Annotated in this window: 14 protein-coding genes; 3 read left to right on the forward strand and 11 right to left on the reverse strand. The window is 71.4% G+C overall.

Annotated elements, in window-relative coordinates; all coding sequences use genetic code 11:
• Positions 1 to 86: 86 nt before the first annotated feature.
• The 3 genes from ACIQI8_RS14170 to ACIQI8_RS14180 form a co-directional block, all read right to left on the reverse strand.
• Entirely contained in the window at positions 87 to 560 is a 474-nt protein-coding gene (locus ACIQI8_RS14170; protein ID WP_402348936.1) for a hypothetical protein, read from the reverse strand.
• Positions 561 to 777: 217 nt separating this feature from the next.
• A complete protein-coding gene (locus ACIQI8_RS14175; protein WP_402348939.1) occupies positions 778 to 1,131 on the reverse strand; it encodes a cytidine deaminase in 354 nt (117 codons plus the stop codon).
• 73 nt (positions 1,132 to 1,204) lie between these two features.
• Positions 1,205 to 2,026, reverse strand: coding sequence for a helix-turn-helix domain-containing protein (locus ACIQI8_RS14180; protein WP_124000428.1), 822 nt, complete (start codon positions 2,024 to 2,026; stop codon positions 1,205 to 1,207).
• A gap of 140 nt (positions 2,027 to 2,166) precedes the next feature.
• Between ACIQI8_RS14180 and ACIQI8_RS14185 the strand changes: the two genes are divergently transcribed.
• Positions 2,167 to 3,609, forward strand: a complete 1,443-nt coding sequence (locus ACIQI8_RS14185; RefSeq protein WP_402348942.1) for an MFS transporter — start codon at positions 2,167 to 2,169, stop codon at positions 3,607 to 3,609.
• Here ACIQI8_RS14185 and ACIQI8_RS14190 read toward each other — a convergent pair.
• The 5 genes from ACIQI8_RS14190 to ACIQI8_RS14210 are packed head-to-tail and all read right to left on the reverse strand — an operon-like array spanning position 3,571 to position 7,102.
• Complete coding sequence (locus tag ACIQI8_RS14190; protein ID WP_402348945.1) at positions 3,571 to 3,930, reverse strand: MmcQ/YjbR family DNA-binding protein; 360 nt, start codon at positions 3,928 to 3,930, stop codon at positions 3,571 to 3,573. The genes ACIQI8_RS14185 and ACIQI8_RS14190 overlap by 39 nt on opposite strands.
• On the reverse strand, positions 3,927 to 4,217 hold the full coding sequence (locus ACIQI8_RS14195) for a hypothetical protein (protein ID WP_402348948.1): 291 nt from the start codon (positions 4,215 to 4,217) through the stop codon (positions 3,927 to 3,929). The genes ACIQI8_RS14190 and ACIQI8_RS14195 overlap by 4 nt, the downstream gene beginning before the upstream one ends.
• Before the next feature lie 18 nt (positions 4,218 to 4,235).
• On the reverse strand, positions 4,236 to 5,537 hold the full coding sequence (locus ACIQI8_RS14200) for a hemolysin family protein (RefSeq protein WP_402348951.1): 1,302 nt from the start codon (positions 5,535 to 5,537) through the stop codon (positions 4,236 to 4,238).
• A complete protein-coding gene (gene ybeY, locus ACIQI8_RS14205; protein WP_123999879.1) occupies positions 5,534 to 6,031 on the reverse strand; it encodes an rRNA maturation RNase YbeY in 498 nt (165 codons plus the stop codon). The genes ACIQI8_RS14200 and ybeY overlap by 4 nt, the downstream gene beginning before the upstream one ends.
• 12 nt (positions 6,032 to 6,043) lie before the next feature.
• The gene (locus ACIQI8_RS14210; RefSeq protein WP_123999880.1) at positions 6,044 to 7,102 is read right to left on the reverse strand and encodes a PhoH family protein; all 1,059 of its coding nucleotides are present in this window, start codon (positions 7,100 to 7,102) and stop codon (positions 6,044 to 6,046) included.
• Positions 7,103 to 7,411: 309 nt separating this feature from the next.
• Between ACIQI8_RS14210 and ACIQI8_RS14215 the strand changes: the two genes are divergently transcribed.
• Positions 7,412 to 8,134 (forward strand): FAD binding domain-containing protein, encoded by a 723-nt coding sequence (locus tag ACIQI8_RS14215; protein ID WP_402348956.1) that lies wholly within the window; start codon positions 7,412 to 7,414, stop codon positions 8,132 to 8,134.
• 248 nt (positions 8,135 to 8,382) lie between these two features.
• Here ACIQI8_RS14215 and ACIQI8_RS14220 read toward each other — a convergent pair whose 3' ends face one another.
• The 3 genes from ACIQI8_RS14220 to ACIQI8_RS14230 all read right to left on the reverse strand — a co-directional run bounded on the left by ACIQI8_RS14220 (position 8,383) and on the right by ACIQI8_RS14230 (position 11,988).
• The gene (locus tag ACIQI8_RS14220) at positions 8,383 to 9,534 is read right to left on the reverse strand and encodes a carbohydrate kinase family protein (RefSeq protein ID WP_402348959.1); all 1,152 of its coding nucleotides are present in this window, start codon (positions 9,532 to 9,534) and stop codon (positions 8,383 to 8,385) included.
• Between the two features lie 199 nt (positions 9,535 to 9,733).
• Positions 9,734 to 11,023: a glucarate dehydratase family protein gene (locus ACIQI8_RS14225; protein ID WP_402348962.1), complete on the reverse strand. Its 1,290-nt coding sequence runs from the start codon at positions 11,021 to 11,023 to the stop codon at positions 9,734 to 9,736.
• On the reverse strand, positions 11,020 to 11,988 hold the full coding sequence (locus ACIQI8_RS14230) for a 5-dehydro-4-deoxyglucarate dehydratase (protein ID WP_402348965.1): 969 nt from the start codon (positions 11,986 to 11,988) through the stop codon (positions 11,020 to 11,022). The genes ACIQI8_RS14225 and ACIQI8_RS14230 overlap by 4 nt, the downstream gene beginning before the upstream one ends.
• An 86-nt stretch (positions 11,989 to 12,074) precedes the next feature.
• Here ACIQI8_RS14230 and ACIQI8_RS14235 point away from each other — a divergent pair, with 86 nt between their 5' ends.
• The gene (locus tag ACIQI8_RS14235; protein ID WP_402348968.1) at positions 12,075 to 12,857 is read left to right on the forward strand and encodes an IclR family transcriptional regulator; all 783 of its coding nucleotides are present in this window, start codon (positions 12,075 to 12,077) and stop codon (positions 12,855 to 12,857) included.
• The last annotated feature ends 23 nt before the right edge of the window (positions 12,858 to 12,880 follow it).

Raw genomic sequence — 12,880 nt, forward strand, 5'->3', positions numbered from 1 at the left:
GAAGTCAATGGAGACACCGAAAAGAACTGATGAGCCGTCAGTTCCTGTGCGGTGCACGGGAACTGACGGCTCATCAACGAACTACATCAGTCGAACACGAACGGGCCGGGCGACTGCGCCGCGGTCGCCGTACACGTGACGTTGATGCCGAAGATGGTCATCTGCAGCGAGCCGCCGAAGGCCTCCAGGCTGTCGCCGGAGGCCACGGTGCCGTTGAGCGGACCGACGGTGACGGGGTCACCGGTGGCCATCGCCGGGTTCTCCGTACCGGTGAAGGCGGTGGTGGTGCCGTTCGCGTTCACCAGGGTGAGCGTGGAGGAGATGGAGTCCTCCGACAGGGCGATCGGAGCGGTGATCGCGGACGTGACGGTGATGGTGGCCGCCGTGCCGTCCTGGGTTGCCGTGAGGGTGGCCTGGCCGCCGCCGAAGATGCCGCAGTCGGCGTTGATCGTCGCCTCCTGCGGGGTGACGGCGAGGGCGCTGGGCGCGAACGCGAGCGAAGCGGCCGCGAGGGCCCCTACCGCCATCGCCGCACCTGTGCTGATTCGTTTGCCGTTCATGGGGATCCGGCTCCCTTCCCGTACGGGAATTGCCATGTGGGGATGGATGGGAGAGTCCGAACGGGCCACAGGCGGGCGCGGTGCGGGGCGCCGAGTGGGGGGTGGTGGAGCTGGGTGCCTGAATCTGACGGTCCGTCGGAACTGACGGTTCCATTGATGCGTGAGAGACACGGAGGCGGCAAGGTTGAATTCCGGCCGACTCTGAAAAGAGCGGTTTTCAGCCTGCGGTCACGGTGCTGCGCACGGCGCCGTCGGGCCCGACCAGCAGCACGGGTGTCGCGGCTCCGCCCAGGTCAGCCACCGCCGCGCGATCCTCGTCCGGCACCGCGTCGCCCTCCGTGACGACCGCCGCCGCCTCCAGCGACTTCGCCCCGGAAGCCACCGCCATCGCCACCGCCGTCCGCAGCGCGCTCAGCTTCAGTGACCGAAGCTCGACGGTCCCGGCGACATACGTACGGCCGGTGTCGTCCCGTACGGCCGCCCCCTCGGGCACACCGTTGCGGGCCCGCGCGGAGCGGGCCAGGGTGACGATCTTGCGGTCCTCGGGGTCGAGCGCGTTGCTGTCGGTCATGCCCAGAGCATACGAAGAACCGGTGCCCTCACCCGGCCGCGGGGGCACCTCGCGTCACCCCGGGCGCCCGGCCTCAGCCCGCCACGGGGTACATCGCCCCGCGCCGCGCCTGCGGGGAGGCCAGCCACTCCAGCTTGGCCGCGGTGTTCGCCTCGTCCAGCGGGGTGTGCAGCACGATCGTCAGGTCGGGGCGGGCCGGGACCCGCATCGCCGTCGACTCCACGACCAGCAGCCCGGCCAGCGGATGGTCCAGTTCCTTGCGGATCTGCCCGGCGTCCTCGATGTCCCGCTCCGCCCACAGTGCGGCGAACTCCGGGCTGTCCGCGTGCAGTCGGTCCAGCAGCTCCTGGTACCCCTCGTCGTCGGGCCGCGCCGAGGAAGCCGCCCGGAACTGCGCGACGACCGTCCGCGCGTTCTTCTCCCAGCTCTTGGAGCGGGACCGGTACAGCGGGTCGGTGAAGAAGTCGACGAGGCAGTTCTGCGTGCCCTCCTGCCGCATGCCGAGCACGATCGCGGCGGCCGCGTTGTACTGCACGCAGTTGTAGTACGCGTCCATGATGTGCGCCGGATACGGCATCCACGTGTCGATCAGCCGGCGCAGCCCCTCGCACATGTCCCGCTTCTCCGGGGCCACTTCGGGCACCGGCGGGTTCAGCCCGGCCAGCACGTACAGATGCCGGCGCTCGGTGCCGCTCAGCCGCAGCACCCGGGCCACGGCGTCCAGGACCTGCGGGGAGACCGAGATGTCCCGGCCCTGCTCCAGCCACTGGTACCAGGAGGCGCCCACACCGGCCAGCACCGCGACCTCCTCGCGGCGCAGCCCCGGTGTCCGGCGCCGGGCGCCGCCGTCGGGCAGTCCCGCCTCGGCCGGGCTCACCCGGGCCCGCCTGCTCATCAGGAACTCGCGCAACTCGGTCCGCCGATGGCTCCTGCCCACGTCCTCAGCCACGTACAGATCCCCCTCTGTCTGGTGGTGCCACCACCACGATAAGTTCCGACTCCCCACGCTTATTCCGGCCGCCCGATGCTCTTGCCATGGCGATCGAGACCACGACCCCGACCACTCCGTCCACCCCTCCGCACGGCACTCCCCGGCTGTCCACGCGGGACAAGCTCGTCCTGTTCGTCCTGTGCGCGGCCCAGTTCATGGTCGCCCTCGACTTCTCCGTCCTGAACGTCGCCCTGCCGGTCCTCGGCCCGGACCTGGGCATGAGCACCTCGGCCCTGCAGTGGGCGGTGACGGCGTTCGCGCTCCCGTCCGGCGGGTTCCTGCTGCTCTTCGGCCGCATCGGCGACCTGTACGGCCGCCGCAGGCTGTTCCTGACCGGGCTGGCCCTGTTCGGCGTGGCCTCGCTGCTGGCCACCTTCGCCTGGGACCCGGCGTCCTTCCTGGCCGGCCGGGCGCTGCAGGGGCTGGGCGCGGCGGCGATCGTGCCGACCGGCATGTCCCTGCTGACGACGACCTTCCCGGAGGGGCCGGCCCGCGACCGCGCCCTGGGCATCTCCGGCACCCTGCTCTCGCTGGGCTTCACCGTCGGCATGGTCGCGGGCGGTGTGCTGACCGACGCGCTCGGCTGGCGCTCCACGATGGGCCTGCTCTCCGTCTTCGCCCTGATCGTCCTGCCGCTGGCCCCCGCCCTGCTCCCCGAGTCCCGCACCCCCGACCGCCCGCGCCTGGACATCCCCGGCGCGATCACCGTCACCGCGGGCCTGCTCGCCCTGATCTACGCCCTGTCCACGGCCGCCGACCGCGGCTTCGGCGGCGCGGACGTCATCGTCACCCTCGTCGCGGGCGTCCTGCTGCTGACCGCGTTCGTGGCCGTCGAGTCCCGTACCGCCCAGCCCCTGGTCTCTCTTCCGATGCTGCGCCGCCGCACGGTGGCGTGGGGCAACATCGGCGGTCTGGTCACCTTCTCGATGATGTCGACGGTCGTCTTCGTCCTGACCCTGTACTTGCAGGAGGTCCTCGGCCTGTCCGCCTTCGAGACGGGTCTTGTCTTCGGCGTCCAGGGCGTGCTGTCGGCGGTGGCGGGCACGTACGCCCCGAAGGTCATCGGCCGGCTCGGCGCCCGCCGCACCCTCGCCCTCTCGCTGGCCGGTCAAGGCGCCCTGGTCACCGCCCTGTTGGGCCTGAACGCCCACACCTGGTCGGTCTGGCTCGCCACGACCGCCGTCTCGCTGGCGAGCATGTGCCACCTGGGCGCGATCATCTCCTACGGCGTCACCGTCACCTCGGGCGTCCCGGACGCGGAACAGGGCCTGGCCACCGGCCTGGTCACCTCCACCCAGCAGATCGGCATCACCGTCGGCATCCCGCTCCTGGGTGTCCTGGCCACCACCTCGGACGACCTGCTGTCCGGCGTGCACACGGTCCTGGCGATCGACTCGGTGATCGTGCTGGCCGCCGCCGCACTGGTCGCGCTTGGCCTGCGGGTGCGCTCAGGGGCGGTCGAGGCGGAGCCGCTCGGCGCGCGGTAGACCGGCCACCACCAGGTCGTACGAGTCCTCCACGAGCTCCCGGACCACCCGGTCCGGGAGCTCTCCGTCGACCGTGACCGTGTTCCAGTGCCGCTTGTTCATGTGGTAGCCGGGGATGATCAGCCCCGGGTACTCCTCCCGCAGCCGCACCGCGTCCTCGGGGTCGCACTTGAGGTTCACGGTGAGCGGGCTGCCGTCGAGCCGGGTCAGCGCGAACAGCTTGCCGAGCACCTTGAAGACGGAGGTCTCGGGGGTGAAGGGGAAGTCCTCCACGGCCGCGTTGAAGGAGAGGCAGAGGTCGCGCAGTCGGTCGGGGGTCATACGGTCGCCTCCTCGGCGCTCGTGGGACGGCCGTGGCCGCACTCGACCTCGGCACCGTGGACGTCGAGCACGTCCCCGTGCCCGTCGAGATACACCGTCACCCGCGCCGGCTCGTGCTCGACCTCGAAGGGATCGCCGGGTCCGAAGCCGTACGTCTCCACCACGAACGTCTCCCCGGGCCGCAGCCAGTGGTCGCTGCCGTACGGCTCCAGGATCAACTCCAGCATCGCCGTACCGCTGTTGGTCACCCGCATCCGGGCCACCGGTCCCCCGTCGGCGTGCGTCACCCCTGCCCCACTCTCCCGTCACTCCTTCGGCTTCGCCTCGGTGCCGGCCGGGTCCACCGGCTCCACCAGGACCGTGACGATCTTGTTGCGGCGGCCGGCCGAGTCCTCGGCGGTCAGGCGCAGTTCGCGCCCGTCCGGCAGGTCGACCACGCTGGAGGCGCCCGCGATGGGCACTCGGCCCAGGGCCTTGGCGAGGAGGCCGCCGACGGTCTCGACGTCCTCGTCGTCGTACTCCTCCAGGCCGTACAGCTCGCCCAGGTCGGTGATGTCGAGGCGGGACGTGACGCGGTAACGGTCGTCGCCGAGGTCCTCGACCGGCGGGAGTTCACGGTCGTACTCGTCCGTGATCTCGCCGACGATCTCCTCCAGGATGTCCTCGATGGTGACGATGCCGGCCGTGCCGCCGTACTCGTCGATGACGACGGCGACGTGATTGCGGTCCTGCTGCATCTCGCGCAGCAGATCGCCCGCGTTCTTCGTGTCGGGCACGAAGGCGGCGGGGCGCATGGCCGTGGACACCAGCTCGCTCTCCGCGTCCCGGCTGATGTGCGTCTTGCGGGCCAGGTCCTTCAGGTACACGATCCCGACGATGTCGTCCTCGCTCTCCCCGGTCACCGGGATGCGCGAGAAACCCGACCGCAGGGCGAGGGTGAGGGCCTGGCGGATCGTCTTGTAGCGCTCGATGACGACGAGGTCGGTCCGCGGGACCATGACCTCCCGTACGAGCGTGTCGCCCAGTTCGAAGACCGAGTGCACCATGCGGCGCTCGTCGTCCTCGATCAGCGACTCCTTCTCGGCGAGGTCGACCAGCGCGCGCAGCTCCGCCTCGGAGGCGAAGGGACCGCGGCGGAACCCCTTGCCGGGGGTGAGCGCGTTGCCGATGAGGATCAGCAGATACGGGATCGGACCCATGATCCGGGCGAGCGGCACCAGCACGTACGCCGCCGCGGTCGCCGTGTTCAGCGGATGCTGGCGGCCGATGGTGCGCGGGGAGACCCCGACGGCCACGTACGACACCAGGACCATCACGCCGATCGCGACCAGGAGGGCCTCGGTGGTGCCGGGGAACTCCTGGAGGCACGCGTACGTCACCAGCGCGGCGGCCGCCATCTCGCAGGCCACCCGGACCAGCAGGGCGACGTTCAGATAGCGCGTCGGGTCGGCCGCGACCTGCGCCAGCTTCGCGCTGCCCCGGCGGCCGGACTTGACGGCCTCCTCGGCCCGGAAGCTGGACACGCGCGCGAGGCCCGCCTCCGCGCAGGCGGCGAGCCAGGCGACGACGACCAGCGCGACGGCGCCCGCGACGATCTGCGGGCTCATGAGACGGTCGGGGCCGGAGAGGGGCCGGTCATGCCCTTCTCCGCACGCCAGCCGTCCACGATGGCGGCCTGCAGACCGAACATCTCGGCCTTCTCGTCCGGCTCCTCGTGGTCGTAGCCCAGCAGGTGCAACACCCCATGGACGGTGAGCAGTTGGAGCTCCTCGTCCATGGAGTGCCGCGTCGGCGCTTCCTCACCCTGCTTCTTGGCGACCTCGGGACACAGCACGATGTCCCCGAGCAGCCCCTGCACCGGCTCCTCGTCGTCCTTCGCCGGCGGACGCAGCTCGTCCATCGGGAACGACATCACGTCGGTGGGCCCCGGCAGGTCCATCCACTGGATGTGCAACTGCTCCATGGCGTCGTCGTCCACGACGATCACCGAGAGCTCGGAGAGCGGGTGGATACGCATCCGAGCGAGCGCGTAGCGGGCGATGTCGAGGATCGCCTGCTCGTCGACCTCGGTTCCGGACTCGTTGTTGACGTCGATCGACATGGTCGTGCTGGTCTACTTCCGCTTGTTACGGGCGCCCTTGTGGGTGCCGTTCTCCGTACCGTTCTCGCTGTCGTACTTCTCGTACGCGTCGACGATACGGCCGACCAGCTTGTGCCGTACGACATCCTGCGACGACAGCCGCGAGAAGTGGACGTCGTCGACCCCTTCGAGGATGTCCTGCACCTGGCGCAGACCGCTCTTGGTGCCGCTCGGCAGGTCGACCTGCGTCACGTCACCGGTGATCACGATCTTCGACTCGAAGCCGAGCCGGGTGAGGAACATCTTCATCTGCTCGGGGCTCGTGTTCTGGGCCTCGTCCAGGATGATGAAGGCGTCGTTGAGCGTACGGCCGCGCATGTACGCCAGCGGGGCGACCTCGATCGTGCCCGCGGCCATCAGCTTCGGGATCGACTCCGGGTCCAGCATGTCGTGCAGCGCGTCGTACAGCGGGCGCAGGTAGGGGTCGATCTTCTCGTAGAGCGTGCCCGGCAGGAAGCCGAGCCGCTCGCCCGCCTCGACCGCGGGGCGGGTGAGGATGATGCGGGTGACCTGCTTGGCCTGCAGGGCCTGCACCGCCTTGGCCATGGCGAGGTAGGTCTTGCCGGTGCCTGCGGGGCCGATGCCGAAGACGATCGTGTGCTTGTCGATCGCGTCGACGTACCGCTTCTGGTTGAGGGTCTTGGGTCGGATGGTGCGGCCGCGCGAGGACAGGATGTTCTGTGTGAGGACCTCGGCCGGGGTCTCCTGGCCGTCGCCCTTCCCGTTCTCGCTCGCCCTCAGCATGGCGATCGAGCGTTCCACTGCGTCCTCCGTCATCGGCTGGCCCGTGCGGAGCACCAGCATCATCTCGTCGAACAGGCGCTGGACGAGGGCGACTTCACCGGCGTCGCCGACCGCGTTGATCTCATTGCCCCGGACGTGGATGTCGGCCGCCGGGAAGGCCTTCTCGATCACGCGCAGGAGGGCGTCGCCGGAACCCAGCACGGTGACCATCGGGTGCTGGGCAGGGACCGTGAACTGTGCTCTGGCCTGCCCCTGCGCGGGGGTGGGAGCTGTGGGTGTCTGAGTCATGGGCCGGCTCTGTAGGCCTGCGATTCCTCCTCGTCACGGCCGCGTAGCTGAGGGCGGCCTCACGGCTCCAAGAGTACGTCGGTGCACTGACAACGCCGTAGGGCTTTTCACGGGCGAAGGCGCCCTGTGTGAAGCGATGAGCCCTGCATGCTCCCCCCGCGTGCGGGGGAAGAATGCGCTCCGGTGCTGTTCCTCGCGTGCCGCCACAGGTGTTCGAGGGCGCCGGCGCTCCATCCCGTCCGCGCCCGTCCCGCCCGTCCCGTCCGCCTCGTCCGACCCGTCCGTCCGTTCGGAGAAAGAAGGTAGGCCGTGCTCCTGCGTCTGCCCACGTCCGTGTCCGAGGCACAGCGGTGCCTGAGCGAGGGGGCGATACCCGTCGGTGGTGCCACCCTTGTGTGGGCGGGCTGGCAACGGGACGGTTTCCCGGAACAGGCCGTGTCCCTGCGCGAGGTGCCGGAGGCGAACGTCGTCGGCGCCGAGGAGGTGGGCGCGGCGGTGCTGCTGCACCAGATCGACGAGCGGGTGCCGGAGGTACTGCGGCGGGCGGCGGCCGGGATAGGCACGGGGGCCGTACGGCGGACCGCGACGGTGGGCGGGAACATCGTCGGCAGCACGCTGCGGTGTCTGCTGCCCGCGGCCCTCGTACTGGGCGCCCGCGCCCTGGTCCTGACACCGGAGGGCCCGGTCCGCACGGACCTCGCCGAGCTGCTGGCCAAGCAGCCCCTCCTCCTGAGCCTGCACTGGCGCACCCCGGTCGCCAGCGGCTACCGCAAGCTCCCCGAGTCGGCGGGCGGCCCCCCGCCCTACGTGGTCGCCTCCGCGGTCCACGCCCCCGCGGGCGCCGGGCTCCTGCTGAGGGTCGCCGTACGAGAGGGCTACGAGGTGATCAGCGAGACCGTTCCGTGCGACACGGGCACGGAGGCGGTGCGGGATGTCTTGGACGGTACGGCACTGGGCTCGCTGCCGGCGCAGGTGCGCGAGGTGCTCCATGAGCAGGTCGGCGAGGTGCTGGGGCGGGCCGGGGAGCGCTGACCCGGCGGCCGACCGCTGACCCGACCGCCGATCCTGAACACGCTGCCCACTCGTCCGCCGGGCCCCGCTGCACGCGCTGCCCACCCGTCCGCCGGGCCGGTCACCGACCGGCCGGACAACCAGCCCTCTGCGCAACCGCCGCCGGACCACCGATCCGCGCCGCGACGCGGCAGACCGACCAGCTCACCCCACGACACCGCCCACCGGGTCGCCCCCTCCCGGCGCCCCCCCCAAGGGACCGAACGCCGTCAGGTCGATCTGCCGAAGCCGATCGTCGGTACCGCCCGGCGCAGGGGCCACGGTCTCGCCGCCGCCTTCGGGAGGAGGGTCTCCAGGAAGGCGTAGCGCTGGAGGGCCGTCGGGTCCTGGGCCTCGACGGACTGGACCTTGCGCCACCAGGCCGCGATCTCGGACCAGCCGGGCGCCGAGAGCGAGCCGCCGAACTCCTGGACGGAGAGGGCCGCCGTGAGGCCCGCGAAGGCGAGGCGGTCCGCGAGCGGCCAGTCGGCCAGGGTGCCGGTGACGAAGCCGGCCACGAAGACGTCACCGGCGCCGGTGGGGTCCAGGGCCTCCACGGCGATGGCGGGCACCTCGGCGGTCTCGCCGGTCCGCCGGTCGACCGCGTAGGCGCCCTCCGCACCGAGGGTCACCACCGCGAGCGGCACGTGTTCGGTGAGGGCGTGGGCGGCGGCGCGGGGGGACTTGGCGCCCGTGTAGCGCATGGCCTCCTCCGCGTTCGGCAGGAAGGCCTCGCAGTGTTCGAGGTCGGGCAGGCCCGCCAGGTCCCAGGCGCCCGTGTCGTCCCAGCCGACGTCGGCGAAGACGCGGGTGCCCCTGCTCGCGGCCTCGGCGATCCAGGGTGCGTGCTCGCCGGGCGTGAGGGAGGCGACAGCGGCACGCGCGCGGGGCGGGTTGTCCAGGACGCCGGTCTTGGCGACGGCCACGGCCTCGGGGGGCGGCTCGTGGCCGTGGGAGACCATCGTGCGCTCGCCCTCGTAGGCCATGGAGACGGTGACCGGGGAGTGCCAGCCGGGGACCGTGCGGGAGGTGGAGAGGTCGATGTGCTCGCCCTGCTCCAGGGCGTCCCAGCAGTACTCGCCGTAGTGGTCGTCGCCGAAGGCCGCGGCGAGGGACGTGCGCAGGCCCAGGCGGGCCAGGGCGGTGGCCATGTTGGCGACACCGCCGGGGCTGGACCCCATCCCGCGCGCCCAGGACTCGGTCCCGCGCACCGGGGCGGTCTCCAGACCGGTGAAGACGATGTCGAGGAAGACCGTGCCCGTGAGGTACACGTCCCAGGGGGGATCGCCCGGTGCGCGCACGGCGGCCAGCGGGTCGACCTCGGCCTGACACTGCGGTCCCGAGGTGGTGGGCGACGATCCCTTCCCGGTGGGCGCGATCACGGTGCACTCCCTGACATGGTGCGGATCAGGCCAGTGTGCACCACCCCACCGACAACCGGCCGTCGCAGCAGCCCTGTCCGTGGGTCGCGCCGGAGCGGGGAGCCGCAGGTCCACCGCGTGCCGACGCGCCGTCACCGCGATCGCGCCCGGCCGTCGCCCGCGTCCGGATCCGGCCGCCCCGATCCGCCCTCGTCCGCGCCTACCAGCGAGGCACGCTCGGCGTCTCCCACCCCGGCTCCGCGACCCGCATCGCCGCCGCGTCGTCCCGCTCGCGCAGCGAACCGTCGTCGTCGAGCCACCGCCGGTGCAGCAACGCCAGCTTGCCGTGGTCGAGTTGGACGCCCAGGCCGGGTGCGTCGGAGACGGTGACCTGGCCGCCCTCGAAGGTGAGGCGCTCGGTGAGGACGTCCTCGGACTGCCAGGGGTAGTGGGAGTCGCAGGCGTGGTGGAGGTTGGGGACGGTGGACGCGACGTGGGTCATCGCGGCCAGGCTGATCCCCAGGTGCGTGTTCGAGTGCATGGACACCCCGACGCCGAACGTGCGGCAGACGGCGGCGAGTTGCTGGGTGTTGCGCAGTCCGCCCCAGTAGTGGTGGTCGGAGAGGACGACCTGGACGGCGTCCCGCGAGAACGCCTCCCTGATCTCGGCGAAGGTGGTCACGCACATGTTGGTGGCCAGCGGCACGTCGGTCCCGGCGGACACCTCGGCCATGGCGGGCGTGCCGAGCGCGGGGTCCTCCAGGTACTCCAGAAGGCCGCCCACCTCCTGTGCCACCTTGAGCGAAGTCGCCACGGACCAGGCGCCGTTGGGGTCGAGCCGCAGCGGATGTCCGGGGAAGGCCTCGGCCAACGCCCGTACGGCGGCGATCTCCTCGTCCGGCGGGAAGACGCCGCCCTTGAGCTTGAACGAGGTGAACCCGTAGCGCTCCTTGAACCTCCGCGCCTGTTCGACGACCCCCGCCGGATCGACCGCGGCCCCCCAGTCGTCCTTCTCGCAGGCCACGCCCGCCGGATGGTCGGCCCACTTGTAGAACAGGTACGCGCTGTACTCGACGGCGTCCCGCACCTTGCCCCCGAGCAGCGCGTGCACGGGCAGGCCGAGGGTCTTGCCGAGGGCGTCGAGGCAGGCGACCTCGAAGCCGGAGACGACGGACAGGCGCAGCTTGTCGGCGGTCTGGACCCCGCGCAGCCCGCCGACGTCGACCTGCGCGGAGACCCGGGAGTCGTCCACGGACACCTCGTCGGCGATCGTGAACAGCCCGTTCAGATCCGTGATCTGACAACCTTTCAGTTTCTCGGCGAACGGCTGGGCCAGTTCCAGGTACTTGGTGTCGCCGTACGTCTCGCCGACGCCGGTGATCCCGTCGGCCGTCTCCACCTCGACGATCAGCCGGGGGGTGTACGGCTGGTGTACGCCCTGGGTGTTGAGCAGGGGCGGGTCGGCGATGAGGATCGGCGTGAGCCGGACGTCGGCGATGGCGAGGTTCACAGGGCGGCTCCTACGAGGTCGAGGCCGGTGGCGAGGAGGGCCTTGAGGTCGGCCAGGTCGGCGGCCGAGGGGTCGGTGAGCGGGGCGCGGACGGGGCCGACGGGCCGGCCGCGCAGCCGGGCCGCGGCCTTGACCAGCGAGACGGCGTAACCCGGTACCCGGTCGCGGAGTTCGACGAGCGGGACGTAGAAGTCGCGCAGCAGCTTGTCGACCGTGCCGTCGTCGCCGGCGCTCAGGGCGGCGAAGAAGGCGTTCGCGATCTCGGGGGCGAAGGCGTGGACGGCGGAGGAGTAGGCGGGGACGCCGACGGTGGCGTAGGCGCGGGCCTGGATCTCGGCGGTGGAGGCGCCGTTGAAGAAGAGGAAGTCCTCGGGGGCGGCCAGGGTGAGGCGCTGGAGGCGGTCGAGGTCGCTGTGGCCGTCCTTGAGGCCGATGACGCCGGGGATCCGCGTGATCTGCCGGAACGCGTCCATTCCGAAGGCGACTTGGCCGCGCTGGTAGGCGATGAGCGGCAGCGAGGTGCGGGCGGCGAGCTGCTCCAGCTGGGCGACCAGGCCGTCCTGCGGGGCGGCGACGAGGTAGTGCGGCAGGACCAGGAGGGCGTCGGCGCCGGCCTCCTCGGCGATACGCGCGAACCGTGCGGCCTGCGCCCAGCCGTAGCCGACGCCGGCCACCACGGGCAGCCGGCCGGCCGCCTCCTCGACGGTGACGGCGACGACCCGGCGGTACTCGTCCTCGTCCAGCGAGAAGAACTCGCCGGTGCCGCAGGCGGGGAAGACGGCGCCGGGTGCGGTGGCGATCTGTGCCGCGACATGGGCGCGGAAGCCGTCCGGGTCGAGCGAGCCGTCCTCGTGGAAGGAGGTGAGCGGGAAGGAGAGCACACCGCCCGTCATCCCGTCCCGCAGCCTGCGCACCACGGTCTCCGTTCCGACGTTCACCTTGGGCACCTTAGGCCATCTCCCCATGTAGACGTTATCCATGTATGAAAACAGAGATTAGATACGCGAACCACGACCGTCAATGGGGCGCTCACGCTCGCTACGATCGGCGCATGTCAGAGCCCGGTGGCGTCCGCGAGGTGAAGTCCGCCGCCCGCACGGTCGAGCTGCTCGAACTGCTCGCCGCGCGCGGCGACCGTCCCGCGCGCCTCCAGGAGCTCGCCGACGAGCTGGACGTGCCGCGCAGCTCGATGTACGCGCTGCTCCAGACCCTGATCAGCCGCGGCTGGGTCCGTACCGACGTCACCGGTTCGCTCTACGGCATCGGCATCCACGCCCTGCTCACCGGCACCAGCTACCTCGACTCCGACCCGCGCGTGCGCGCCGTGCGCCCGTATCTCGACGAGGCCTCCGTGGCGCTCGGCGAGACGATCCACATGGGACGCCTCGACGGGGGGGACGTGGCGTATCTCGCGACCCGGGAGTCGCACGAGTACCTGCGCACGATCCTGCGGGTCGGGCGGCGGCTGCCGGCGCACGTGGGCGCGCTGGGCAAGGCGCTGCTGGCCCAGCGCCCGGACGAGGAACTGCCCGAGGGCCCCTACGAGGCCCTCACCCCCAACACCCGCACCACCCGCGAGTCCCTCGCCTCCGACCTCGCCCTGATCCGTGCCCGCGGCTACTCGATCGACCGCGAGGAGGGCGTCCTCGGCATCGTCGGCTTCGGCTTCGCCCTGCGCTACGACGACCCGGCCCAGGACGCGATCAGCTGCGCGGTGCCGGTGGCCCGGCTGACGACGGCGCACGAGGAGCGGATCGTGACGGTGATGCGGGAGATCAGGGAGAAGATCGAGTCCTCGGCACCGGGCGCGGGAGGCGCGGTTCACTGGCGTTAGCGCTGGTCGGACAGGCTGGGTTC

This window comes from Streptomyces sp. NPDC092369, assembly GCF_044755245.1.
Taxonomy (GTDB): domain Bacteria; phylum Actinomycetota; class Actinomycetes; order Streptomycetales; family Streptomycetaceae; genus Streptomyces.

Coding starts and splice junctions, on each gene's coding strand:
- ACIQI8_RS14170 (WP_402348936.1), bottom strand. CDS start 560: ATGAACGGCAAACGAATCAGCACAGGTGCGGCGATGGCGGTAGGGGCC.
- ACIQI8_RS14235 (WP_402348968.1), top strand. CDS start 12,075: ATGTCAGAGCCCGGTGGCGTCCGCGAGGTGAAGTCCGCCGCCCGCACG.
- ACIQI8_RS14200 (WP_402348951.1), bottom strand. CDS start 5,537: ATGAGCCCGCAGATCGTCGCGGGCGCCGTCGCGCTGGTCGTCGTCGCC.
- ACIQI8_RS14180 (WP_124000428.1), bottom strand. CDS start 2,026: ATGAGCAGGCGGGCCCGGGTGAGCCCGGCCGAGGCGGGACTGCCCGAC.
- ybeY (WP_123999879.1), bottom strand. CDS start 6,031: ATGTCGATCGACGTCAACAACGAGTCCGGAACCGAGGTCGACGAGCAG.
- ACIQI8_RS14190 (WP_402348945.1), bottom strand. CDS start 3,930: ATGACCCCCGACCGACTGCGCGACCTCTGCCTCTCCTTCAACGCGGCC.
- ACIQI8_RS14210 (WP_123999880.1), bottom strand. CDS start 7,102: ATGACTCAGACACCCACAGCTCCCACCCCCGCGCAGGGGCAGGCCAGA.
- ACIQI8_RS14230 (WP_402348965.1), bottom strand. CDS start 11,988: ATGGGGAGATGGCCTAAGGTGCCCAAGGTGAACGTCGGAACGGAGACC.
- ACIQI8_RS14175 (WP_402348939.1), bottom strand. CDS start 1,131: ATGACCGACAGCAACGCGCTCGACCCCGAGGACCGCAAGATCGTCACC.
- ACIQI8_RS14185 (WP_402348942.1), top strand. CDS start 2,167: ATGGCGATCGAGACCACGACCCCGACCACTCCGTCCACCCCTCCGCAC.